Source organism: Clostridium neonatale (assembly GCF_001458595.1).
Taxonomy (GTDB): domain Bacteria; phylum Bacillota; class Clostridia; order Clostridiales; family Clostridiaceae; genus Clostridium; species Clostridium neonatale.
The window spans coordinates 1016799-1042321 of sequence record NZ_LN890328.1 but is presented as its reverse complement, the minus strand read 5'-3'; the positions used below and the strand labels follow the sequence as shown (position 1 = coordinate 1042321).

At 27.0% G+C, this 25523-nt stretch carries 23 protein-coding genes; 4 read left to right on the top strand and 19 right to left on the bottom strand.

The window, feature by feature from the left end:
• Positions 1-91 precede the first annotated feature (91 nt).
• The 4 genes from BN2920_RS11875 to BN2920_RS11865 form a co-directional block, all read right to left on the bottom strand.
• Positions 92-2281 (bottom strand): alpha-galactosidase, encoded by a 2190-nt coding sequence (locus BN2920_RS11875; protein WP_058295221.1) that lies wholly within the window; start codon positions 2279-2281, stop codon positions 92-94.
• A gap of 110 nt (positions 2282-2391) precedes the next feature.
• Positions 2392-2556, bottom strand: coding sequence for a YdeI/OmpD-associated family protein (locus tag BN2920_RS22610; RefSeq protein ID WP_172437804.1), 165 nt, complete (start codon positions 2554-2556; stop codon positions 2392-2394).
• A 105-nt stretch (positions 2557-2661) separates the two neighbouring features.
• Complete coding sequence (locus BN2920_RS11870) at positions 2662-3477, bottom strand: alpha/beta fold hydrolase (protein ID WP_058295220.1); 816 nt, start codon at positions 3475-3477, stop codon at positions 2662-2664.
• A gap of 128 nt (positions 3478-3605) precedes the next feature.
• The gene (locus tag BN2920_RS11865; protein WP_058295219.1) at positions 3606-4418 is read right to left on the bottom strand and encodes a dimethylarginine dimethylaminohydrolase family protein; all 813 of its coding nucleotides are present in this window, start codon (positions 4416-4418) and stop codon (positions 3606-3608) included.
• Positions 4419-4777: 359 nt separating this feature from the next.
• Here BN2920_RS11865 and BN2920_RS11860 point away from each other — a divergent pair, with 359 nt between their 5' ends.
• The gene (locus tag BN2920_RS11860; protein WP_058295218.1) at positions 4778-5890 is read left to right on the top strand and encodes a DEAD/DEAH box helicase; all 1113 of its coding nucleotides are present in this window, start codon (positions 4778-4780) and stop codon (positions 5888-5890) included.
• Positions 5891-6012: 122 nt separating this feature from the next.
• On the opposite strand, the gene BN2920_RS11855 is transcribed toward BN2920_RS11860, so the two are convergent.
• The 11 genes from BN2920_RS11855 to BN2920_RS11805 all read right to left on the bottom strand — a co-directional run bounded on the left by BN2920_RS11855 (position 6013) and on the right by BN2920_RS11805 (position 19193).
• Positions 6013-6681, bottom strand: a complete 669-nt coding sequence (locus tag BN2920_RS11855; RefSeq protein ID WP_058295217.1) for a hypothetical protein — start codon at positions 6679-6681, stop codon at positions 6013-6015.
• Positions 6682-6796: 115 nt separating this feature from the next.
• On the bottom strand, positions 6797-8392 hold the full coding sequence (locus BN2920_RS11850) for a hypothetical protein (protein WP_058295216.1): 1596 nt from the start codon (positions 8390-8392) through the stop codon (positions 6797-6799).
• A 4-nt stretch (positions 8393-8396) separates the two neighbouring features.
• Positions 8397-9179, bottom strand: coding sequence for an ABC transporter ATP-binding protein (locus BN2920_RS11845; protein ID WP_058295215.1), 783 nt, complete (start codon positions 9177-9179; stop codon positions 8397-8399).
• A gap of 224 nt (positions 9180-9403) precedes the next feature.
• Entirely contained in the window at positions 9404-10837 is a 1434-nt protein-coding gene (gene cls, locus BN2920_RS11840; RefSeq protein WP_058295214.1) for a cardiolipin synthase, read from the bottom strand.
• A 108-nt stretch (positions 10838-10945) separates the two neighbouring features.
• Positions 10946-12121 (bottom strand): class I SAM-dependent rRNA methyltransferase, encoded by a 1176-nt coding sequence (locus BN2920_RS11835; protein WP_058295213.1) that lies wholly within the window; start codon positions 12119-12121, stop codon positions 10946-10948.
• Positions 12122-12976: 855 nt separating this feature from the next.
• Entirely contained in the window at positions 12977-13849 is an 873-nt protein-coding gene (locus tag BN2920_RS11830; RefSeq protein ID WP_083498772.1) for a cation diffusion facilitator family transporter, read from the bottom strand.
• A 369-nt stretch (positions 13850-14218) separates the two neighbouring features.
• Positions 14219-15661 (bottom strand): DEAD/DEAH box helicase, encoded by a 1443-nt coding sequence (locus BN2920_RS11825; protein WP_058295211.1) that lies wholly within the window; start codon positions 15659-15661, stop codon positions 14219-14221.
• Between the two features lie 165 nt (positions 15662-15826).
• A complete protein-coding gene (locus BN2920_RS11820) occupies positions 15827-16327 on the bottom strand; it encodes a Rossmann-fold NAD(P)-binding domain-containing protein (RefSeq protein ID WP_058295210.1) in 501 nt (166 codons plus the stop codon).
• An 18-nt stretch (positions 16328-16345) separates the two neighbouring features.
• Positions 16346-16756: an NAD-dependent epimerase/dehydratase family protein gene (locus BN2920_RS11815; RefSeq protein WP_058295209.1), complete on the bottom strand. Its 411-nt coding sequence runs from the start codon at positions 16754-16756 to the stop codon at positions 16346-16348.
• Between the two features lie 203 nt (positions 16757-16959).
• The gene (locus BN2920_RS11810; protein ID WP_058295208.1) at positions 16960-17436 is read right to left on the bottom strand and encodes a DUF308 domain-containing protein; all 477 of its coding nucleotides are present in this window, start codon (positions 17434-17436) and stop codon (positions 16960-16962) included.
• 26 nt (positions 17437-17462) lie between these two features.
• Positions 17463-19193 (bottom strand): oleate hydratase, encoded by a 1731-nt coding sequence (locus BN2920_RS11805; protein WP_058295207.1) that lies wholly within the window; start codon positions 19191-19193, stop codon positions 17463-17465.
• A gap of 256 nt (positions 19194-19449) precedes the next feature.
• On the opposite strand from BN2920_RS11805, the gene BN2920_RS11800 reads away from it, so the two are divergent.
• The 3 genes from BN2920_RS11800 (at position 19450) to BN2920_RS11790 (ending at position 21729) form a co-directional block, all read left to right on the top strand.
• Entirely contained in the window at positions 19450-21189 is a 1740-nt protein-coding gene (locus BN2920_RS11800; protein WP_058295206.1) for an ATP-dependent metallopeptidase FtsH/Yme1/Tma family protein, read from the top strand.
• A 90-nt stretch (positions 21190-21279) separates the two neighbouring features.
• The gene (locus tag BN2920_RS11795; RefSeq protein ID WP_058295205.1) at positions 21280-21465 is read left to right on the top strand and encodes a hypothetical protein; all 186 of its coding nucleotides are present in this window, start codon (positions 21280-21282) and stop codon (positions 21463-21465) included.
• A gap of 15 nt (positions 21466-21480) precedes the next feature.
• Positions 21481-21729, top strand: a complete 249-nt coding sequence (locus tag BN2920_RS11790) for a spore coat protein (protein WP_058295204.1) — start codon at positions 21481-21483, stop codon at positions 21727-21729.
• 175 nt (positions 21730-21904) lie between these two features.
• On the opposite strand, the gene argF is transcribed toward BN2920_RS11790, so the two are convergent.
• The 4 genes from argF to BN2920_RS11770 all read right to left on the bottom strand — a co-directional run bounded on the left by argF (position 21905) and on the right by BN2920_RS11770 (position 25465).
• Positions 21905-22900, bottom strand: coding sequence for an ornithine carbamoyltransferase (argF, locus tag BN2920_RS11785; RefSeq protein WP_058295203.1), 996 nt, complete (start codon positions 22898-22900; stop codon positions 21905-21907).
• 125 nt (positions 22901-23025) lie between these two features.
• Complete coding sequence (locus BN2920_RS11780) at positions 23026-23901, bottom strand: sensor domain-containing diguanylate cyclase (RefSeq protein WP_058295202.1); 876 nt, start codon at positions 23899-23901, stop codon at positions 23026-23028.
• Between the two features lie 230 nt (positions 23902-24131).
• Positions 24132-24632 carry a GAF domain-containing protein gene (locus tag BN2920_RS11775; protein WP_058295201.1) on the bottom strand — a complete coding sequence of 167 codons (501 nt, stop codon included), beginning with the start codon at positions 24630-24632 and terminating at the stop codon, positions 24132-24134.
• A gap of 170 nt (positions 24633-24802) precedes the next feature.
• Positions 24803-25465: a hypothetical protein gene (locus BN2920_RS11770; protein ID WP_141443101.1), complete on the bottom strand. Its 663-nt coding sequence runs from the start codon at positions 25463-25465 to the stop codon at positions 24803-24805.
• Between the last annotated feature and the right edge of the window lie 58 nt (positions 25466-25523).

Here is a 25523-nt window from a genome sequence, read left to right as displayed (position 1 = left end):
TGAATAACTCTCATGGAGCACTTAAAATTTTATCCTTGTATTTTAATATTAATAATTTTTAAATTATCTCGGCCATATAATTCTCTACATATTATTTACACTTCTTTAAAGTCCACATCTTAGACACATAATCTCCAATAAGTTCTCCAATTTCAAGTCCAATATACATAAGTTCATCTCCACCAAACACTTCTTTAGTTTCAATTATTTCGTATAATGAATTTTCATCTAAGGCTTTAAGTTTTAATCTTCCAGGTATTTTATTTACTTCTGAATATTGTTTTACATAACTTACAATTGCAAATTCCTTATCTTTTGATAAAGTCATCCATGATACTTCATTACTTTTAAATGGACTTTTTAATCTGTAAAGATCTCCAAATTGAACTACTTTTCTAATAGATTTATATAATTCGATTTGTTTTTTAACTTCTTCTTTTTCTATATCTGTCATTTTTGTTACATCTAATTCGTACCCAAAACTACCTGCCATAGCTACAATACCTCTCGTACTAAGTGGAGTAATTCTATTAACTTGGTGATTTGGTACTGCTGAAACATGGCTTCCCATTGATATACTAGGATATACTAATGAAGTTCCCTCTTGAATTTTTAATCTTTCTATAGCATCAGTATCGTCACTAGTCCAAGTTTGTGGCATGTAATAAAGCATTCCCCCATCAAATCTCCCACCACCTCCAGAGCAGCTTTCAAATAAAATGTCAGGAAAGTTTGAAGTTATGTTTTCTAATATTTTATATAAACCTAACATATATCTATGTGCAAGTTCCTTTTGTTTTTTAGGTGGCCATGCAGGTGATCCAAGTTCAGTTATATTTCTGTTCATATCCCACTTTACATAAGATATAGGTGCAGATTTTAATACATCTGTGATCATTTTTATTACAGCATCACAAACTTCATCCCTAGATAAATCTAATACAAGCTGCTTTCTTGCAAGTGATCTTGTTCTATTTTCAATATGAATACACCAGTCTGGATGCTCTCTATAAAGATTGCTATTGGGCGAAATCATTTCCGGTTCAAACCATAATCCAAATTTCATGCCTAGATCATTTATGTCTTTTACTAGTGAATTTAATCCACATTTAATTTTATTTTCATTTACAAACCAGTCCCCAAGTGAAGAATCATCGCTATTTCTTTCACCAAACCAGCCATCATCTAATACAAATAATTCAATTCCAAGATCACTAGCTTCTTTAGCTATTTCTTTAATTTTTTCATTATCAAAATCAAAGTATGTTGCTTCCCAATTGTTTATAAGTATTGGTCTCTCTTTATCTCTATATGATCCTCTTGCAAGCCTTTCTCTATATAAATCATGGTATATATGAGACATTCCAGTCAATCCATTAGGTGAATATACCATAACAACTTCAGGAGTCTGGAACTCTTGTTTTGATTCTAAATTCCAAGTAAAGTCAAATGGATTTATACCAATTTGGGCTCTTGAGTTATTGTGCATATCAACTTCTACATTTGCTAAAAAGTTACCACTATAAATTAAATTAAATCCATAAACATCTCCAACATCTTCGTTTGCCTCATGACTTACCAAAGCCATAAATGGATTTTGAGCATGGCTACTAGCCCCTCTTCTACTTTCTACACATTGACCTCCAGATCTTAAAGGTGTTCTAACTATATGTCTTTCCCTTGCCCATGCACCTGATAATTGGATAAAATCAAATTCACTATGATTAAAATCAACGTTTGCACTTAACACTCTTAATATATCAATTTCTTCATTACTGTCGTTTATAACTTTAACATTTCTTGTTATGGCATCATACTCTTCAAAAACTGTATATGATAATATTAATTTTAAATTTGCTAAACTATCATTTAATGTTATCTCTAAAGTTTCTGCTTCAATATCATTTTCAACATAAGTTGCTGGTAATCCTTGAAGTTTATTTTTTCCTTTAAATATCTTATGACTATAATATCTAAAATCTGTAACAGTGGTACCATTACTTAATTTTATTTGAACCGCTGGTGAACGTAAATCAGGATTACCATAGCTTGGATATTCTTGCGGAACTGCTTCTAAATGAAAATCATCTATATTATCTAAATCAGCTAAAAAGCTTCCACATTGTCTTTTCTTAATTAAATAATCTATTTTATTAGAATTAATTTTTCTTCCCCAATATAAATGTGCAATATGTCCTGTCTCTAATACATTTAATATATAGCTTGTATTTTTTGATTCAATATTAAATAATTTATTTTGCTCATTAAATCTAATTCCCATTTCTGCCTCCTAAATATATAACAACGTTTTCTTTTATGATGTTATTATATATCATTATAACCAGAACGCATATGACCATTTGTCGTAATTATATAGCCTAATGTTGTTTTCTATTTTACCTTTCCTTTATTTTGTAACTTTTTTATTGTTTCTGAAATTCTTTTTTGTTTTATGTCGTCTTTTTTAGCATCTTCTATCCAGTAAATATATTTACGCCTATTAGAATATAATAATGCATTATAAAATTCATATAAATTAAAATAAAAATAAAGCACTATATAAAAAAACTAGTACTTCATTTTTATAAACAAATTCTTTTGAATATCTTTTTATTTATATATTTATATATTTATATATTTATATATTTATATTTTTTACAATTAATTCTCAATAAAGCATTTCACTTCATTGTTGAACTTTTCACGTTCATCATAAAATGAGCCATGTCCACTATTTTGCATTTTAACTAGTTTAGAGTTCTTAATTAGTTTCTTTTGCTGCTCTGCTAGTGGAAAAAGGCAAACTTTATCGTGTATGCCATGAATTATTAATGTAGGAGCATTTATTTTTTTCATATCTAAAAACAAACTTTCTTCATCAAGCCATGTATTTGCTATAGCTGCTGTTGACCACCCTGCTGCTTTAAGTCCTAAGCTTAAAAACCAATCTGAAAATGGTTTACTTATTGGCTTATAAAAAAACATTTTTGAAAAATTTGCAAGCATCTTTGGTCTATCTATATATGTTTCATTAATTATTTCTTTTACTGCTTCTTCTTTTAACCCATAGTGAAAATAAGAACGTCTTATAAGACTTGGTGCTGCTGCTCCACAAAGTACTAATTTTGAAATCCCCCATTCATCATGTCTTGCCATATATCTAATGGCAATTGCACCGCCAGTTGAATGTCCAAGTAAAGTAACATTTTTTAATTGAAGCTGATCAATAACGCATCTAACATCATCACTTAATGTATCATAATCATATCCATTTAGCGGCTTATCTGACTCACCAAATCCCCTTTGATCAAGTCCAATACATCTATATCCCATTTTAGCAAAGTAATCAAATTGATATTCAAATAAATTATGATCTCCAGGCCAGCCATGCAAAAACAAGATTGTTTCAGTACCATTTTCGTTAAGGTCTTCTACATATATTTTAACATTTGATTCTGCTTTAATATAATATCCCATAATACTCTCCAAATAAATTTATCATTATATATTTTATTCCTATACTTATAAATTGGTGATTTTAAACTTAAGAAGTGCATATGTATTATAAGATTATGTGATATATTGAAAACATTATTTATAAAATATTATTCTCTTAACAGATATAAAATTGAACAGCCTAAACTTCCTTCATTTTTAACAATTTCACTATAATCTATATATGTAACATCATAATCTTCATTTTTAAGCATTTGTGCTACATTTTTATTGCTGCTAAGTAACTTTTTATGGCCTAAATACACAAAATTTGTTCCTAAATTATCTGCATCTGTTTTAGATATTTCATAAAGTTTTGGAATATATTTTTCTATTATATCTTTATCATATACATATGGAGATATAACTGCAGCATCTTTTTCTAATGTATTAAATACACAATCTAAATGAATCATACTATTATCAAAATAAATTGGGACAACTTTTATATCTTTTCTCATTTCATTTAGCACAGATTGAAGTTCATGAGCTGCATCAATTGTTGTTCTTGTACTTATCCCAATAAATAACACATCATCATAATGTATTAAATCTCCACCTTCAATATTATTTTTCATTTTATAATATTTTAAATTATTCTTCTTTATAAAATTAATTAAATATATGGTTTCTATACTTCTTTCTTGTTTTTTCATATTACTTATAAAAAATACATCATCTATTACAAAACCAATATCCTGTGTAAATAACTGATTTGCACTATTTTTATTCAAATCTAGAAAATTTAGCTTTACATCATTTTGGGTTAGATTATTTAAAAAATTATTATATTGACTAAAAAGCAATTCATAATCAATTTTCTTATAGTATTCATTACTTTTATTTATTATCTCAAAATATACTGGATAGCAGACTAAACAAGATTTTAATGTGTCATACTGGTTGCATTGATAGATTTTCATTATTGTAATTCACCTCGTTATACACGCATATATTTATATGTATTTTTTGCTAACACATATATTAATATTCATATATTCTTGACTCTTTATGATTTTAATGTTATTCTTATTTAGCAGTTAGCACTTTTGTGCTAGTTTTTTTGTAGAGCTTGGTTTGTCTTTCGCCGGATTTCCAAGCTCTACTTTATTATTTACAAATATGCAGTTAAATACTAATTAATTGAATAGATTTATAATATTTAAATATTTTTTTATATCTTATCTTTTTGTTATTTTTATATAAAATTTAGATTTCTTATAAAAATATAAAAAATTATAATAAAATAGAAATATTTAAATTTTAACAGAAAGGAAAAAATATGAATTTTAAAGATTTAGGAATAAATGAAAATTTGATATTAACATTAAAAAAACATGGTATAACTACTCCAACACCTATTCAAAGTGAATCTATACCATATATATTAAATAACAAAGATATTATTGGAGAAGCAAAAACTGGAACTGGTAAAACTTTATCTTTTCTTATACCAATTTTTCAAAAAATAAATTCAAAAAATAATAATACTCAAATTCTTATACTTTCTCCAACAAGAGAACTTGCGATTCAAATTACTGATGAAGCAAAAAAACTAAATGTTAATGATGATATTAATATTTTAGCTGCTTATGGTGGAAAAGACATAGGATCCCAATTAAAAAAATTAAAAAACAGTATACATATTATTGTTGCAACGCCTGGACGATTACTTGATCACATAGAAAGAAAAACTGTTGATTTAGGTAATTTAGAAACTATTGTTATTGATGAAGCAGATCAAATGCTTTTGATGGGATTTAAAAATGAAATTGAAGAGATTATGAAAGTTTCATCAAAAAAACATCAGACTCTTTGTTTCTCAGCTACAATAGATTCAAAAGTCAAAAAATTAGCTTATAGATATATGACAGATCCGATTTTTATAGATATAAAAGACGAAAATGTAACTGTAGATACTATAACTCAAGAAGTTGTAGAAACAACTGATAGATGGAAAGCAGATTGCCTTGCAAAAGCTATTAATGAAGATAATCCATTTATAGCAATTATATTCTGCAGAACTAAGCGCAGAGCTGATGAACTTGAAGTTAAGTTAAGTGCAAAAGGTATTAAGGCTCAAAAAATCCATAGTGATGTTCCACAAAATAAACGCGAAAGAATTATGAGATCTTTTAGAAAAGGTGATGTTCAATTTTTAATTGCTACAGATGTTGCTTCAAGAGGAATTGATGTAAGCAATGTTACACATATTTATAATTATGATATTCCGGAAACACCTGAAACCTATATTCATCGTGTAGGAAGAACAGGGAGAGCTGGCGATGACGGATATGCATGTACTTTTATAGATCCTAAAAATGAAAGGATTTTAAGTGAAATAGAAGAAAAGCTAAACTTTAAATTAAAAAGAAGAATAATAGAATTTAGATAAAATATAAAATTACAGTAAATCATAAAAAATAATCTTTTACTGTAATTTTTACTTTTCTATTAAATCCATAGAAATTATAGATTTTTTTAAATTTAAGAGTTTTTCAGATTTATTAATAAAATCTAAAAATTCATTATTTTTTTATTACAATACATATCTTTAAAATCATAAAAAATAAGCTCTATTATTGCATTGGTTAAATTTTCATCTAACATATAATCACTTGTTTTGATTAAAAATTCATCAATTTTCTTTTTAACATCTTTTTCGGTAATAACTTTAAATTTGCTTTCTACCACAAAATGACTTAATTTATCAGCTAATCTTATGAGAAATATTAGTGGTTTCATATATTCTTTTATAATATAATTTTCAAGATTATGTTCATTCATTAAAGACTTCTCAACATTTTTGGATTTATGGAATTTTATTAATATACAGATATCATTACAAATATCAATGCTAAAGACTGGAATATTATTATTTTGGCAATATTCATTATCTGCAAGTTTTGACATAATCCAATTTGCTCCATAAGCACCATGCTTTTTGTCAAATTTTCTAATATCATGTGTAAGACATCCAAGATATAATACATTTTCTAAATATATTCTACTTTCTATTTCATCTAAATAACTAAATATACTGTTAAACATATCTTTAGCTAAATCTGCAACTATTTTACAATGAATTTTTCTATACATCATTTTATCTTTAATATATCTATCTGCATATCTTTCATTGTATTCCTTTATACTTTCTTTCCATAAGTTATCATTAATTTTAAGCAAGTCAATTAAAGCTAAATCTTTGAATGCTTCTTTATTGTATATAGTAATCTCCCCTTATAAATTTAATATTAATATTACTTAAAATATATTATTAATATTAAATTTATAGAACAAATTAATAATTAAAAGAAACTTTCCATGATATTATTGTTGTAGTTAATATAACAAATAAGAAGATTATACTACCAAATTTTAAAAGAGTGAAAGCATAATGTATAGCAGAAACTAATCCCATTGCTAACATAATTAAAAATACTACTATCCCGCTTATTTTCTGTATATCTTTTATTGATTTTGAAAAAAGGAATCCCTTATTCATTACCTTAAAAACATATATAACAAATAAAATAGCAGCAATGAAAATTGATATTACATCTGGAAGAATTTTTACTCCATATATTAATACATAGACTATACAATCTAGTAACATTATTGGCACTAAAAATTTAATTATAAATGCTTTTATTGTACCTTTATGTTGAACATAGCTATTTTTTATTGGAGCACAATTATATATCCAGCTTCCTTTATAATTAACAGATGTTTTTAGAATATATATACTCATAGTCAAATATGGTATGGCGATATATAATGTAAGATAAGATTTACTATTAGAAATATTACTAAAATCATCTATAAAAGCAAATAACATTATAATTGGAAATGCTATAGAAAAACCAATAGAAGGATATAGTTTTAATTTTATTTCACGTTCACTTTTCATTATATTGTTTGCAAATTTATAAAATGTTCTCTCATATTTATCTTTACAAACTATGTTTCCTAACTTTTCTACAAAACCCTTTTTTAATCTTCTATTTGTTGTAGCTCCATTTAGCTTCTGAAGATTTACTTCAAATGACTTCATCAATTTAATGTAGATCCCAATAGAAATTATAGGTATAATTATTGACATTAAACTCAGATAAATATATTTATTTGAATTATTTAAAAATAGTTCAAATGGTGATGCAAACCATGCGGATGGAATCAAATAATGATACCATGATATATTAATTGATTTTTCTAAATCAACTAAATTAAATACTCTTCCAAATAATTGATATCCAACTGTCATTACTATTGATAAGGCAATCTGAAAATAGTTTATAATGTCTTTTAATTTTTCACCATCAAAAAATCTAAGTACAAAAAAATATAATAAAACTGTTAATGAAATTGAAAATAAATTTATTAAAATAACTTCTATGAAATATATAATAAAGAAAAGCACTCCTTTTATAAACAAGGATGCTATTAATGATGGTCCTATTAAAGCCAATGATATACTAATAATATAAATGCTAATATGAAGTGCTTTTGCCATTGAAAGCGTCTTTTCATTTACCGGCTTTGTTAGTATCATATTTCTATCTCTTACATCTAAAAGTATATATGAAAAATCAGATATTAAAGAAAGCATTGTCATAAACATGATTAAAGTGCTTATTGTTGACATTTGTATGAAATAAGAGCTATCACTAAAAAGCAAAGCAATTAAAACTAATCCTAAAAGTGCATAAATCCATAAACTTTTAAAAAATATATTTCCATCTGTATTTTTGTTATTTTGAGTTAGTACAGATTCTCTCCTTCCATCCATAGTTAATTTAACTTGCAGTATTTTTCTCATTATAGGATAATTAACATCCATTTTTTCAAAAATCCATTTGAACTTATCTAACAAATTCAAAATTTTAAAATTATCCATAAGCTTATTCTCCTTGCACTATTTTCACGAATTCTTCTGCTAATTGCTCATGTTCAGTGAAACCAGTTATTTTATTAAAAATTTCTTCTAATGATCCTTCTTTGGATTTATTTTTAAGTTCATCAAAACTTCCATCAGCTTTTATTTCTCCATCTGCAATTAGAATAATTCTATCACTTATCTTTTCTACAACATCCATTATATGAGATGAGTAAAATATAGTTTTCCCTTGCTTTGCAAGTATTGATAATATTTCTTTAACAACCATAACGCTATTTGCATCTAAACCACTTAATGGTTCATCTAAGAATAATATGTCAGGATTGTGTAGTAAACTAGATATTATAAGCACTTTTTGTTTCATTCCTTTAGAAAATGATGAAATTCTTGTATTATATACATTTTCAATATTAAATATTTTCATTAACTGCAGTGATTTATTTTCAATAACTTTCTCATTGATTCCATATAACTCACCTATAAAATTCAGATATTCCCTTGCAGTTAAGCTTTCATATATATCAGCTGTTTCAGGTACGTAACCTATCTTACTTTTATATTCAATACCACTATTTAATATATCTTGACCCAAAATCTCAATAGTACCATCATATTCATTAATTAAACCAAGCATCAATTTTACAGTCGTACTTTTACCTGCACCATTTGGACCTATATAGCCGACTATTTGTCCTTTTTCTACATCTAGATTTATTCCTTTTAAAACTTCTTTAGCTCCATAAGATTTTTTTAAATCTTTTAGTCTAATAGCTATGTTATCATTCATATTTATACCTCCACCAAAGATCCTCATTTAATATACTTCAATCAATATAGCATTATACATAAATTAATACAATATATACCAATAAGTAAAAATTCATTTTAAGCATAATTTAAGAAAAATATTATTATTAATAATAAAAAAGAGCATCTTAAATTAAAATGTCGCTTATAAAATAAAGAACATTTCTATAAGATGATCTTTCTTATCATACATTTAAAATATCACTAAAGTAATGATGAAAATAATTTTGAAAATGCTTCTTTCACTTTTGAATAAGTGCTTCTATTTTTATATTCATTTAAAGTTAACTCATTCGATTTTAATAAATCTTCATTAAATGCATTTCTTTGCTTTATTGCAATTTCATCTGAATAAATAAAAGCATTTACCTCAAAATTTAATTCAAAGCTCCTTGTATCCATGTTAGCTGTTCCAATTGAACAAATCTCATCATCTATTACTACAGCCTTGGCATGTAGAAAAGCATTTTTATCGTAGTGATAAACTTTAACCCCAGAACTTAAAAGTTCGCCAGCATAAGATAAATTGGCCCAATATACAAATGGATGATCTCCTTTCCCTGGAATCATAACTTTAACATCTACTCCAGATAGTGATGCCATTTTTAAGCTATCAGATATACTATTATCAATTATTAAATATGGAGATTGAATATAAATGTATTTTTTAGCTTTTTGTATCATTTTTAAATATCCCAGTTTAATTTCATATTTATTTGTTATATTAGGACCACTCGAAACTATTTGCATACCTGTATTACCTAGATTTTCACTATCGTTTTTTAAGTCATAGAGATAATCAACATTTTCTTTTGTAGCATATCTCCAGTCAGAGAAAAATCTCAAATTCAAATCCTTAACAGAAGAACCAGTAAATTTAATATGAGTATCTCTCCAATATCCAAACCTGGGATTTTTTCCTAAATATTCATCACCAACATTAAACCCTCCAATAAATCCAATTTCATTATCTATTACTACAATTTTTCTATGATTTCTAAAGTTCATATTTAAATTTATTATTCTAAGCCATGATGGGAAAAACTCTCCCACTTTACCCCCATGCTTAATAAAATCATTTAAACTTCTTTTATTTAAAGATTTACTACCTACAGAATCATACAATAAGCGTACTTCTACTCCACTTTTTGCTTTTTCGTCAAGTATTTTTAATATTTTTGTTCCTATATCATCATTTTTAAATATGTAAAATTCAATGTTTATACACTTTTTAGCATTATCTAAACATGTTAAAAGCTCATTAAAGAATTCATTACCATCCGTAAATAAATCTATTTGATTATCTTCTCTATAAGGCGCATAATCCATTCCTGCTAAAAATCTTATCATATCATAATTTTTTAATGAATTATTAGCATTTTTTTGTTCAATTTGCTGCCTGCTTTCTTTTAAGTATGATTTATATAATTTATAATGAAGATCTTTTATTATAAACATATTGGTTTTTCCCATTTTTCTACCAATTAGAATATAAAGTATAAATCCAACTACAGGAGTAAGATATAGAAATAAAGTCCACGCTATTATGCTGTTTGCAGAGCGCTTTTCCTTAAATACCATATAAATTATAGCAAAAAAATTCAATACTATGATTAGGCTGAAAATAAATTTTTCCATAAATATATCACCTCTTGTCTCTATTTTAGTTTTATCTTTTATCTTCTTATTATGTAATGAAAGTTGACCTAATATAAAAATATTAGGTCAACTTTTAAACTTACCATCTTAGCATACTTGGAATATAAAGAACTTTAAGTAATATGATTCATCTGAGTTCCATAAAATTGGATGATCCGAGCTTTGAGTTCTTATTTCTACCTGTCTTAATGTTTTTCGTGCATCATGTGCTGCTTCTAAAACAGTTTTTTTAAGCTGCTCTTCACTCATGTAATGAGAACATGAACATGTTGCGAAATAGCCGCCTTTTTTTACCATCTTAAGTCCACGAAGATTTATTTCTTTATATCCTCTTATTGCTTGGTTTATTGTATTTCTTGACTTAGTAAATGCAGGAGGATCTAATATAACTACATCATATTCTCTTCCTTCTCTTGACCATTCACCTAAAACATCAAAAGCATTATGACATTCAAATCTAACTATATCTTGCAGATTATTAAGCTTAGCATTTTCATTTGCACAATCTATAGCATGCTGAGAAACATCAATGCCAAGTACGCTTTTAGCACCAGCAATTCCAGCATTTAAGGCAAATGAACCTGTATGTGTAAAACAGTCTAATACATCTTTACCCTTGCAAATTCTGTGCATTGCTGCTCTATTTTCTTTTTGATCTAAGAAGAATCCAGTTTTTTGACCATTTTCTAAATCAACTATATACTTTACACCATTTTCGACTATTTGAATATTTGTGTCAAAAGGTTCTGTTAAAAAGCCTTTTCTTTGTTCTAACCCTTCTATTTCTCGAGTTTTAATGTCACTTCTTTCATAAATACCTTTCGCATTATATTCCTCTACTAGTATTTTAACAACAATATCTTTATATTTCTCCATTCCAAGTGTTGAAATTTGAATTACATAATAATCCTCAAATTTATCTATTGTAAGTCCAGGAAGAAAATCTGCTTCTCCAAAGACAAATCTGCATGAAGATGTATCAATTACAGTTCTCCTATAGTCAAATGCATCTTTAAATCTATTTTTAAAGAATTCCTCATTTATTTCTTCGTCTATTTTATGAGTCATTATTCTAATTGCTATCTTACTTTGATCATTTATGTAACCTTTTCCTAAAAAATATCCTTTATGATTATAAACTTCAACTATGTCTCCATTTTCATATTCACCATCATATTCATTAATTTCATCAGTATAAACCCAAGGTCTGCCTTGTTCTACTCTTTTATTTTTTCCTGCATGTAAATAAAATTTGCTAGCCATTAAAAAGCTCCTTTCAAATTATAACTTTAAAAATTATACCACAAAAAATCGCCATTGCGAATATGTATCACAACATAAATAAGGGATGTAGTAAGTTTAGAGTGAAATAACCGAAATAAAGATCTTATGTGGTGCTCGCTTGCTACAAAAATGAAGCTAAGAATTCAAACATGCAGACTTGTACCCACAAATGTTTGCTCCAATGTAAAATTGGACAAACAATTGTGGAACAAGTCTACATGAAGAATTCTAAAGCTCAATTTTTGAATGCAAGACACCGCCACACATAAGATCTTTATTTCTTTGTTTCATTTAAATTCAGAGTATCTGTATTATTGTTACTATACATAAATACATTTTTAAATTAAGGAATAGTTATTTATACATGTTAAAGACTTAAGAAGTTAATATTTTATCATTTAAAAAATAGTATCAATTCATAAATATCAGAATACATATTCTTAAGAATTTGCTTATTTATTGGGGGATAAGTAGTTCCATAAATTATTACACGTGATTGAAAACTATATTTTTAGGCATGGAATATTCACTTAAATTATACTAAAAAAGTTAGATGTCTATGATTTTAGAGTAAAACAAAGAAATTCAATATATGAATAGGCGTAGTATTGTATTAAGAAATTTAAGCTTTTAACTTCTTAGAGATAGGCTGTTCCAAAATAATTTGTCCAATACTTGCTGTTGGAGCAAATTGTTTTGGGCACAGCCTATCTCTTTAGAAGTTTTAGCTTAAATTTCCCTACAATCGAGCCTATCATATATTGAATTTCGGTTGTTATCCACAAAACTCTGATTCTACGTCCATTATTTATATTAGTTACATTACATTGTTACTTATTTCAATCTATATGGTTCTACATGAATAAGAGTATCCACTGTAGTTCCAAATTTTTTTGTAAATTCTTCTTCTATTGAGTGTTCAAGCTTATGCAATTCATTTACATCCATATTCTTATCTACAACAATATGCATATCTAAAAAAACATGGTCTTTAAATCCCCTAGATCTTATTTTATGAACATCTTTGACTTCATCAAACGCGTATATTACCTGCTTTACATCTTCACATTTTATTATATTTTTATCTATTAAAACTGATGCTACCTCCATAAATATTTCGTAAGCAGCATGAAAAATGAACAATGCAACCATTATTGAAACAATTATATCAATTTTAGGAGAAACTCCTAGTTTAATAGCAATTAAAGTTATTATTATACCTATTGATATAAAAATATCACTTTTAGTATGAATAGAATCTGCTATTAAAAATGAACTATTGTATTCCTTGCCTTTTTTGTTCTCATAATAAGCCACAAATACATTTATAAGCACTGTTAATAATATAATTATAATATTTTGTACATCTACTACTATTGTTTGAGGATTCCATATTGATTTTATAGATTTTGCAATTACATTATATCCAAGTAAAATTAATACAACACATATAAGTAAACTTGCCATAGTTTCAATTTTTTTATGTCCATATGGATGCTCGTTGTCACATGGTTTAGATGCAAATGTAATACTGACAATACCCACAATATTTGAAGCGCTATCACTAAATGAATGAAACCCATCAGCACACAAAGCTACACTATTTGTCATATATCCAATTATAATCTTTACTATAGTTACAAAAACATTTGCAATAAGTAATATGCCTAAAACTCTTTTAATTTTTGAATAATTATCTGTTTTCACATTTATTCTAACCTTTTATTGATATATAATAATATAATAATTTTTTTTATATATTGTTCATATAAGTAATTTTTTTAATAAATATGCAAAAATATATTAAATTACAGACATTTTTTTATTTTTTAGAATCAAAATAATTATAATATTAATTGTCGATTAATAATGAATTTCAATATATTATTATAAGATCAGATAAATAATATAATTATTTATCTGGTAAAATTAATTACTGTTTTTTATTAGTTTCAATTTTACTTTTAGACTTATCATACATACCTTAGATTTCATATAAACATATTGTATTCCAGACTCAGCAATCTTTAAAAAATTAATTTCACCATTATGATTACTTAATATTTTCTTAAATATCTAATTTCGAGCCTTCTCAACTTTAAGCTTTTTACCTTTTATAGTTGTATTTTTTAAGTTATCAATAACAATCTTTCCCTTGTTATTTAAGATATCTACATATGATACATTATCCTGAACATCAATTATTCCAATATCATCAGATGTAACTCCTTCTATATTGCAAATTGCTCCTACTATATCACCAGCTCTTAATTTTTTCTTTTTTCCACCATTTAAATATATCTTTGTTATTTTAGAGTTTACTACCTTTCCCTTTTCCTTTTTCTTATTAGGTTTTGATTTTAATATATTTAAACCTTCATCTTTTTCTTTATTTATTTCTTCATTGCTTGGAAGTAATTTAACAGGAATCTTAAATCCTATATATTCTTCAATCAGATTTAAATATCTATCATTTTCTTTAGTGCAAAAAGATATGGCTTTACCTTTTGCACCAGCACGTCCGCTTCTACCGATTCTATGTACATAACTTTCTTTTTCTACTGGAAGCTCAAAATTTATAACATGTGTTAAGTTATCAACATCTATTCCCCTTGCTGCAATATCTGTAGCTACTAAAATTCTGAAATTTCCCTGTTTAAAATCACTCATGGCATCCAATCTTTCTTTTTGCATCATGCCGCCATGAATCTTCCCTACACTATACTTTTTACATTTTAAATAATCAAAAATCTTATCTACACTTTCTTTTGTTCTTCCAAAAATAACAACAGTTTCAGGCTTTTCATTTATTAAAATACTGTTTAATGATTCTAACTTTTCATCGCAATTTATATAATATAAATTATGCTCTATATTATTACTAATAAGATTTTGATTTTTAATAGTTATGCTTACTGGTCTTTGCATATGTTTTTCACATAATTCTTTTATTTCATTTGGAATAGTTGCTGAGAATAGTAATTTGACTATTTTTTTAGGCAGTCTTCTTAGTATACCTTCTACTTGATTAATAAACCCCATATTAAGCATAAGGTCACCTTCATCAATTACTAAATATTTGATTTTTTCTATCTTAAGACTTTCTCTATCTATATGATCTAATATTCTCCCAGGTGTTCCAACTACTATATGGGTTTTTTGCTTTAAAGTTCTTATTTGCTCATTCATTGGCGATTTACCGTATATTGCTACACTTTTTAGTCTTTTGTACCTTCCTATATTTAAAAAATCTTCATTTACTTGAACTGCTAACTCTCTTGTTGGGCTTAATACTAACACTTGAGGTAAATTTTCATCCCAATCACATTTTTCACATAAGGGAATTGCAAATGCTGCTGTTTTTCCAGAACCTGTTTGAGACTTAACTATAAGATCTTTGTTAAGCATAATTTCAGGTATTACTTTATCCTGAACTTCTGAAGGTGATTTATAACCTAAATCATTAATTGCTTTTATTAATTCATCACTCAAATTATATTCATTAAAATTATTATTCATTGTCTTTCTCCTTAAATCTTTTGTTATATATACTATTTACTAAAAAAAGAACGACTCATTCTTAAAGTCATTCTTTTTACAAATTATATATTCATAAAGTATATAAACCTTAATTTATACTATAATCATTATAATCAAAACAGTTAATTTATACAATGAATTTAATCATAGCAGTTTTCTAATGTACTCTTGAAAGTTTTCTTTTTTATCAACTTCAGCAAATTTTTTATAATATTCAAAAGATTCCTTTAATCCTACAACTAAATCTTTTTTTACTATATATATATTTTCTATAAGTGATGTGTCTAAGTAATACTCATAATCTCTAAATGGAAAGTAAGCTCTTGAATTTTCATTAATATTATATTGATTTGCATACAATATTTTAGTTTTTAAATTAGTTGCTTCAAAACATTTTTCTATCCATTTTTCGAATGTTATATATTCTTTGTTTCCTACATTAAACGCTATTCCTATAATTTCATCATTTATAATAATCTCTTTTATCTGTGCACATAAATCATCTATGTGTAGGAACTGGATTTTAGTTTGCCCATCACTTGGTACTAGTATAGGGTCACAATTTAATAAACAATCAAATATATAGCTTTCCCTATACAGATTATTCATAGGCCCATATAAATATGGTGGTCTTAAAATAACCACAGGATATTTATCTGTTTTCTATTTACTAAATAAAAATTCTTCTGCTTCTAATTTATTGATTCCATAATCTTTCCATTGACTGTTGAATCCTTTTGTAGCACTTTCTTTTATAGGGAGTTTATTATTTTCAGTATAAACAGCACTAGAACTAATAAATATATATTTTTTTAACTTGCTTTTGTCTAAATAGTTGTAAAGTATCTCTACATCATTTTGTGTATATGCATTAACATCAATCACATAATCAAATTTTTTATTATCTAATACTTTCTTCATATTCTTTTCAATATGCCTGTCAGCTTTTAAGGTATTTTTATGATCTGAAGAATTTCCTCTATTTAGTGTATAAACTTTATACCCTTCATCAGAAAAATATTTAGCTATGCTTTTACTTACGAATTTTGTTCCACCCATAACAAGAATATTCATTTATTTCCCCCCAAAATACATATTATAGCTACTATATTTTATTATATTATACACTATCTCTTCACATTATAAAATAGTATATACTTATCTCAAAATAGAATACATTAATAAAAAGATGTCTCATTAAATAATTTGAGACATCTCATTATGTTTTGAATTATAAATTATAGTTTGTAAGTGTGACAGCTGCTTTATTTGTATTCCTATATCTTAAAACCAATATAAAGTTCACATACTGCACTTATTAGAAAATATGTCCCTATTATATAAGGTATTGAAACAAAACTTACTATAGGATTAAACAATATTAATACACCTAAGATTATAATCAAACAAGAATATACAATATTAAATGTATCTCTATAACCCGACTGTTTTAATGCTACTATAAGAAGATATATTCCCTTTACAGTAGACCATGCTCCATAAAAAGCTATTATAAGATTTATACTTTGAACAGGCATGCTTATTAAACCTATACCAAAAATTATATTAACAATTCCTACTACTATGCTTCTTGGCTGCTTAAATAGTGATACAATTCCTAAAGCAATAACTAGTATTCCAGTAATATTCGTTAAGGTTATTAAAGAGCTTGTTGGATTAAATATAAATAGTAATCCAATTATTCCAAACAATATACCTTCAACTATAAACATTTTTTCTAAAAATTTTACCATATATTTTCCTCCTTCTTAAATATATTTTACCTAAAAGAAGTTTTTAGCGCATTTAAAAGTACTTTTGGATCTTTATTATACGGAGTTACTGGGCAAATCTTTTTATGCTTAACATTGAATAATTTATATACTGCTATTCTTGCTGCACGAACTGAATATTCTTCAGTAAATACCATATCTTCTGGTATTTCTACAAATTGGCTTATCATTGCAAAGTTTGTAGAACCACATGGAACAACTTTGGGCCTATCGCTTATTTTATGCGGCTGGAATTGTGAAACTATATATGGCATCATACATGGAATTACGTTTATTACATCCTCAATAATCTCATCTTTTTTCGAATCTAAATGAAGATGGTGTAAAAGCTCTATCAATATTTCTTCTCCAGTGCAATCTCTCATAGGCTTTTTAATATAATTTCCTTCTTTATCTGTGTATAAACCATATCCCCAGAAAATAGTTGTATCCATTGACTGATTCTTAAAATGTGGCTGCGCAGCAACTACTATACTCATTAACCAGTTAGAATCTTTAAATGTCATAAGTGCACCACTTCCAGGTATATTCATTGAAAATTTCTCAATGAGCTTTAAAAGTTTATTACCTTTGCAAGTTACAGTAAAGCTTTCCCAGTTTGTTTGTTCTGGATATCCAAAGAATGGTTTGGGATTTCCAAGCCCAGGTTTCTTTTTAGATACTTTTTCCCAAAGTTCTGCACTTATTGGTTTTTCAATATCATACTCTGCTGGATTATCAAAATCACCAAGACGAGCATTATCAGTCATACATCCATTTGTCATTATACATACATCACCAGAATTTAATGTTATTATCTTTTCGCCTTCTTTATCTTTTATGTGTATTGCTGTAGCTGTTATTTCACGCCCAGGTTTAAAATCTATATCAGTTACTGTTGCATTTATACTAAAATCAACATTACAGTTTTCTAAATATTTTTTTAAAGGTAATATTACTGATTCATATTGATTATATGGTGTTCTTGTTACACCTTCTAATGTTTCTATACGAGAAAATTCAAAAATCATACGATTCATATAACGTTTAAGTTCAAAAACACTAGACCACTTTTGAAAAGCAAATGTTGTTTGCCACATATACCAAAAATTTGTTTTAAAGAAATGTGGTGTATTTATAAACCATTCCTCGATCGTAATATCATCTAAATCTTCTTCTTTAGTCGCCATCAATTTACCAAGAGCCAATCTATCAGCATTATTAAATCCCATTGATTTAACATCCAATATGACTCCATACCTATCTACAAGCCTTGCCTGAGCGTGTGTTGGATGTAAATGATCGAAGTTTAATATTTCCTCTGTTACACTTTTCCCTGGCATCTCTAAAGATGGTATAGTAGAAAAAAGTTCCCAGAAATTTTCATATGTTTCTTCATTTAACATCCTTCCACCTCTACATACAAAGCCTTCTTCATTATTTCCGGCACCATCATTGCTTCCGCCTAAAATACGTAATCCTTCAATTATATGAATATTTTCTCCTTTAAAATTGCAATCACGGATAAGATAAGCTGCACCTGCAAGTGAAGCAAGACCTCCTCCAACAAAGTAAACCTGCTTATTTTCTTTATTTTCATATAAATTTATTCTTGTACATGAACATGTAGTATTCTTTTTATCATTTTTTTTGCTTAATCCAATTATGGTGGCTGCGCCTAGTGCCATTCCTAATGTTATTAAAATATTTAAATTGTTATTACAGCTTTTTCTTTTCATATTTATTACATCCTTTTTTTAATTTTATTTTTATAGTTTAACGTAATTTATAAATACTTATACATAATTTGATTAATTGAATTATAAAATTTTACATAAAGGTAGTTATTTATGAATAAGATTCCAAATAAATAATAATTTTATTATTAAGGTATAAAGTACATTGGTAAAAGTGTCTCTAAACGTTAGACTTTAAATATAACCAATATATAATTAAGGTAAGAAAATATAAAATACGTTAATTAGGAGGTATTTTATGAATAAAATAAAAAAATTCTATATATTGATACCTGTTTTAACAGCCCTATTCTCTTTGGGCATGATTATTTATACCTCATCATTAAATAATCATCCAAAACAAGAATACACAATTTTTTTACAAGATCTAGAAACTAATAAAATACAAAACGTTATAATAGATTCATCTTCTAAAATGACGGTAAAATTAAAAGATGGAAAAACTTATATAACTGATAATCCAAATAAAGAAGATTTAAAAGAAACCTTATTACTAAAAAATATTAAAATATCTGATGAGACAAATCCTCCACTTATAAAAACAATACCATCAGGAATTTTGGTTTTATCAATTTTAACAATAATAGCTATGCTACTTGTAAAAGCTAGACATGGAAGTTCTTCTGTTACATCTATGGATATAGTAGATTTTAGTAAAAACATTGGAATAAACTTTAGTAGTGTAGCTGGAAATGAGGAAGCTAAAGAAAGTTTAATGGATGTAATTGACTTTCTTAAAAATCCTGAAAAGTACGAAAAATATGGAGCAAGGATGCCAAAAGGAATAATTTTATATGGTGAACCTGGAACAGGAAAAACATTACTTGCTAAAGCTGTAGCTGGAGAAGCAAATGTTCCTTTTTATGCTCTTAGTGGTTCAGATTTCGTTCAAGTTTATGTTGGTGTTGGTGCAGCACGGGTCAGAAGCTTGTTTAAAAAAGCAAAATCAAAAGGAAAAGCTGTAATATTTATAGATGAAATTGATGCTATAGGTAAAGCACGATCTAATAATGAAAGCAGCTCAACAAATAGTGAACGTGATCAAACTTTAAACGCACTTTTAACTGAAATGTCAGGCTTTGGTGAAGGCGAAGGCATTGTAGTTATTGCTGCTACTAATAGGCTTGATATGTTAGATAAAGCACTTCTTAGGCCTGGAAGATTTGATAGACATATTGAAGTATCACTTCCAGATGTAAAAGCACGAGAAAAAATACTATCACTATACTTAGATAATAAACCACACGAAAACATTGACATAAAAGATATTGCTAGAAAAACTTCATATTTTTCTGGAGCAAAGCTTGAAAATTTAGTAAATGAAGCTGCTATATTAGCTGCAAAAGATGATAGTAAATATATTACACGTAAACACTTTGATTTAGCTTATTCAATTATATTAGCTGGTTATGAAAAAAAAGAAAGAGAACATTTAAAATATGAAGATAAAGTCCTTACTTCATATCATGAAGCTGGTCATGGACTCGTTTCAATGCTCCTTCTTCCAAAAGATAAAATATCTAAAATCACAATAATTCCAACAACTAAAGGTGCTGGTGGATATACTCTTACAATTCCAGAGGATAATAATTATCATAGAGCTGATTATTTGAGAAATAAAATTAAAGTTTTACTTGCAGGGAGAGCTGCAGAAGAAATTACTTTTGGAAAATCTAAAATTTCCACTGGAGCTGAAAATGACATATCTCACTCAACGGATATTGCATTAAAAATGATTACTGAATATGGAATGGGCGAAATCCTAGGACTTGTAAAATTATCAAGTGTAGGTTCGCTGTATAGCAGCTACGGAAACCTTGTAATTGAAGAATGTAAAGAATTTATTGATATTCTTTATGATGAAACTTTATCTTTGCTTAATGATAATAAAACACTTTTAAATAAAATAGCTTTAAACTTATTAGAAAAAGAGACACTTCATGAAGATGAAATTGAAAGACTTTTAAAAAATGAATAAATTTACTTCTATTAACTTCAAATTTCATAGAATAGTTTATTGTAAATAGAACATACTATTATTGAATTTGAAGTTATAGGAGGCTATAAAATGGCAAATTTAAATGCATTAGAATTACAAAATTTACGTCATTTAATTGGTGCACATTGTACAATTGAAAAAAAGCTTAATTTTTATGCAAGTCAATGTACTGACCCACAAATCGTTGATATGCTAAAAAAAGATGCTTTAGCAGCAAAAAACTCTAAAGAAACCCTTATGGGATTCTTACAATAAAGGGAGGGTTTTCATATGAACGAAAAAGAAATGGTAAGTGATTATCTTGCAGGTCTAAATTCTAGCTTAGCAGGTTATGGCGGAATAATCGCTCAATGTGAAAATGAAAGCTTACGTCAAACTATTCAAGGTATGAGAAATGGAGACGAAGTTCGTCAATATAACTGGTTTAAAAAAGCAAAAGAAAAAGGCTATTATATACCAGCAGCTCCAGCTACACCACAAGAAATTGAAACAGTTAAAAATCAAATGTCTCAGGGTTAATAATATATAATATTAATAATACTGAATATCATCCAACATAGATAAAGGACGTACTGAGCTTAGTGGATAACAACCAAAATCCAATATATGATATGTTAGATTTCTTTGCTTTTCACTAAACTCAGTACGTCCGTTATTTATTAAATGTACATATAGTTATATTTTAAATTTAATCTTAATTACCTAATGTTGCAAGAATTATAGCTTTTATAGAATGCATACGATTTTCAGCTTCATCAAATACTACAGATTGTTTTCCTTGGAAAACTTCATCTGTAACTTCAAGTGCAGTTAATCCATATTTTTCACAAACCTTTTTTCCAATAGTTGTTTTTAAATCATGATATGATGGCAGGCAATGCATGAATATTGTTTCATCTTTTGCATTATTCATAACTTCACAATTAACTTGATATGGTAAAAGTTTATTAATTCTTTCATCCCATACTTCTTCAGGCTCGCCCATAGATACCCATATATCTGTATATATAACATCTGCATTTTTAGTACTTTGTTTAACATCCTCACTTAATGTAATAGTAGCATCTGTTTCCTTTGCTATTCCTAAACATTCATTTACTAAACTTTCTGCTGGGAAAAATTCTTTTGGAGCACAAGCTATAAAGTTCATGCCCATCTTACTACATGCAACCATTAAAGAATTACCCATATTAAAACGTGCATCTCCCATATATACAAAGTTTACACCTTTTAGTTTTCCAAGCTTTTCTTCTATTGTAAGCAAGTCTGCTATCATTTGAGTTGGATGAAATTCATCAGTTAAACCATTCCACACTGGTACTCCTGCATATTTAGATAGCTCCTCTACTATTTCTTGTCCAAATCCTCTATATTCTATTCCATCATACATTCTTCCAAGAACTCTTGCAGTATCAGCTATACTTTCTTTTTTTCCCATTTGCGATCCAGCAGCATCTAAATATGTAACACCAAGTCCTAGATCCATTCCAGCCACTTCAAATGCGCATCTTGTTCTAGTTGAAGTCTTTTCAAATAATAGTGCTATGTTTTTTCCTCTTAATCTGTCATGTGGTATTCCAGCTCTTTTAAGACTCTTCAAATCCTTAGCTAAATCTATTAAATATCGTATTTCACTTGGTGTATAATCTAAAAGCTTTAGAAAGCTTCTGCCTTTTAAGTTTATTGCCATTTTATAGTCCCCCTTATAATATATAGTATAATTTAGGTATAATTATACTATATAGAACACTATTTGTCTATAATATCTGCATAATTATAAATTTATAATAATAATTATGCAGATATAATTTACATTCATATTTTAAAATCTTCATCATCAAATACAACTTGATTTTTGCCATTTACTTTTGCTTTATACAGACAAATGTCTCCTTTAGCAATTAATTTATCATAATCTAGATTATTACAACATTCTGTTACGACTCCTATACTTCCTGAAATAAAGACTTCTTCATTATTCTTTTCTAATTTTAACCGTAATAATGATAATATTTTCGAAACATTATTCATTAGTTCATTATAACCTATATTTTCATAGATAATTATAAATTCATCTCCTCCAATTCTTGCAACATTATTCCCAGAAAATTCACTTAATCTTTTAGCTATTATTTTAAGAGCCTTATCTCCATATTTATGGCCAAAAGTATCATTCAATTTCTTAAAATTATCTAAATCAATAAATAACAACGTAATTTCTTTATTTGGATTATTTGATTTAGAGGAAATATATTTGATTAATCCTCTTAGATTTAATAAATTTGTTAAATAATCTCTATAAGCTAATTTCTCAAGTTTATCTTCTCTATTTTTAATACATGTAATATCATTGTATAGTGTCATTATTGATATTACTTCGTTTTTGTTATTAAATATTGGTGATTTATATACTTGGTAAGTTTTTTGATTTTCATTTTTATTAATAGTTCTTTCACAACATACGGTTTTCTTTTCTCGTATAATTTCTATATCATTATCTATATTTACATTAATATTTAATAAACTTAGTATAGCCTTTTCATTTTTATAAAAAACTTCATTATAAGTTAGATTAAATGTTTTAAAAAACACCTTATTAACATATATAATTTTGTTTTCTAAATTTTTCACATATAATGCCATAGGCATGCTTTCTAAAACATTTTTTAAGTTATTGTAGTTATTATTCATAGGCAATACCTCACATTACTACTTTTACTTATGGTTATTTTATCTCTTATTATGATTTCTATGAGTTATGAAATAATTAATATTTACGAATTTTTCTTGATAATGTCAAGCATAAAGTAACAATTTTATATTATATTGTATTCATTAACTATTAATAATGATTATAAAAAATCGTATTAGAAATTTTAAAGATTTTTTCTAATACGATTTTTTATTACTAATAATTATATTTAAACATTATTAAAATTAACATATTTAATTATTATCTCTACAGCTTTTTCTAAGTACAATTTCTCAAGTTCGGTAAATCTTCCAAATTCCTCACTATCTAAATCTAATACACCATATAATTTATCATTCTTAACTATTGGAATAACTATTTCAGAGTTTGATTTAGCATCGCATGCTATGTGCCCTTCAAATTTATGTACATCTTCTACTATTATTGTTTCTTTTTTAAATGCAGCTTTTCCACACACTCCACTACCTATTTTTATTTCTGTACAAGCTGGCATACCTTGAAATGGTCCAAGTGTTAATTTATCATTTTTTAGAAGATAAAATCCACACCAGTTATTTCTAGAAACAATTGCATTTATTAGCGCACAAGCATTACAAAGCTTTGATAAATCTGATTCATTATTATCTTGAATTAATCCTTCCAGCATAATAATCATATTTTTTAGCTTTTCTTCTAAAGTCATATTATCAAAAATATGTATATCAAACATAAATACCTCCATTATTTTCTAAATAAATGTTGTTTAAAACTTGATTATATCACATTCTTTTGGTTTAATAAATAATAATTGAGTAAAGAGCTTAAAAGATACCTCATATCTATTAAGCCCTTATATTATAATATCTTACGACTAAACAAATTTACTTAGATTAATTATTATTAACGTCTGCAATCTGAATTTCTTCTACGTTCTCTTCTACCCTGTCTTAGTCCCTCGCAAAATCCTTCTCTTTTACCTTCTCTTCTTCCGTCTCTGAATCCTGCTTCTCTTCCTTCGCAAAATCCGTCTCTTCTGCCTTCATTTCTACCTTCTCTTAAACCTCTACAAAAAGCTGAACGTATTCTTCTTTCACAATTATTATCTTCAGTGCAAGTAGCATTGCGCCTATTTCTTCTATTACGTCTATTTCTTCTATTTCTTCTATTTCTTCTATTTCTACCGTTTGAAGTATCATCTGTACAAGTAGTAGTAGTGCTAGTGCAGCTTGTAGTATCATCTTCAGTGCAAGTAGTAGTGCTAGTACAGCTTGTAGTATCGTCTTCAGTGCAAGTAGAATTACGTCTATTCCTTCTATTACGTCTATTTCTTCTATTTCTTCTATTTCTTCTATTTGAAGTATCATCTGTACAAGTAGTAGTGCTAGTACAGCTTGTAGTATCGTCTTCAGTACAAGTAGTTGTAGTAGTACTACTACAACTTGTAGTATCACTTTCAGTGCAAGTAGAATTACGTCTATTCCTTCTATTACGTCTATTTCTTCTATTTCTACCGTTTGAAGTATCATCTCCGAAACTATTCCTATCCAAATTAAAATTTGACATAATAACAATCCCCTTTCTTTTTATATTAATAATATATGTAAGAAATGGGATTGTGTTA

Bases quoted from the DNA above. Each gene is read 5' to 3' on its own strand.
- BN2920_RS11875 (WP_058295221.1), bottom strand. From the start codon at position 2,281: ATGGGAATTAGATTTAATGAGCAAAATAAATTATTTAATATTGAATCA.
- BN2920_RS11770 (WP_141443101.1), bottom strand. From the start codon at position 25,465: ATGTCAAATTTTAATTTGGATAGGAATAGTTTCGGAGATGATACTTCA.
- BN2920_RS11845 (WP_058295215.1), bottom strand. From the start codon at position 9,179: ATGAATGATAACATAGCTATTAGACTAAAAGATTTAAAAAAATCTTAT.
- cls (WP_058295214.1), bottom strand. From the start codon at position 10,837: ATGGAAAAATTTATTTTCAGCCTAATCATAGTATTGAATTTTTTTGCT.
- BN2920_RS11780 (WP_058295202.1), bottom strand. From the start codon at position 23,901: ATGAATAATAACTACAATAACTTAAAAAATGTTTTAGAAAGCATGCCT.
- BN2920_RS11850 (WP_058295216.1), bottom strand. From the start codon at position 8,392: ATGGATAATTTTAAAATTTTGAATTTGTTAGATAAGTTCAAATGGATT.
- BN2920_RS11805 (WP_058295207.1), bottom strand. From the start codon at position 19,193: ATGAAAAGAAAAAGCTGTAATAACAATTTAAATATTTTAATAACATTA.
- BN2920_RS11825 (WP_058295211.1), bottom strand. From the start codon at position 15,661: ATGAATAATAATTTTAATGAATATAATTTGAGTGATGAATTAATAAAA.
- BN2920_RS11870 (WP_058295220.1), bottom strand. From the start codon at position 3,477: ATGGGATATTATATTAAAGCAGAATCAAATGTTAAAATATATGTAGAA.
- BN2920_RS11795 (WP_058295205.1), top strand. From the start codon at position 21,280: ATGGCAAATTTAAATGCATTAGAATTACAAAATTTACGTCATTTAATT.
- BN2920_RS11775 (WP_058295201.1), bottom strand. From the start codon at position 24,632: ATGTTTGATATACATATTTTTGATAATATGACTTTAGAAGAAAAGCTA.
- argF (WP_058295203.1), bottom strand. From the start codon at position 22,900: ATGGCAATAAACTTAAAAGGCAGAAGCTTTCTAAAGCTTTTAGATTAT.
- BN2920_RS11810 (WP_058295208.1), bottom strand. From the start codon at position 17,436: ATGGTAAAATTTTTAGAAAAAATGTTTATAGTTGAAGGTATATTGTTT.
- BN2920_RS11835 (WP_058295213.1), bottom strand. From the start codon at position 12,121: ATGGCTAGCAAATTTTATTTACATGCAGGAAAAAATAAAAGAGTAGAA.
- BN2920_RS11860 (WP_058295218.1), top strand. From the start codon at position 4,778: ATGAATTTTAAAGATTTAGGAATAAATGAAAATTTGATATTAACATTA.
- BN2920_RS11865 (WP_058295219.1), bottom strand. From the start codon at position 4,418: ATGAAAATCTATCAATGCAACCAGTATGACACATTAAAATCTTGTTTA.
- BN2920_RS11815 (WP_058295209.1), bottom strand. From the start codon at position 16,756: ATGAATATTCTTGTTATGGGTGGAACAAAATTCGTAAGTAAAAGCATA.
- BN2920_RS11790 (WP_058295204.1), top strand. From the start codon at position 21,481: ATGAACGAAAAAGAAATGGTAAGTGATTATCTTGCAGGTCTAAATTCT.
- BN2920_RS11800 (WP_058295206.1), top strand. From the start codon at position 19,450: ATGAATAAAATAAAAAAATTCTATATATTGATACCTGTTTTAACAGCC.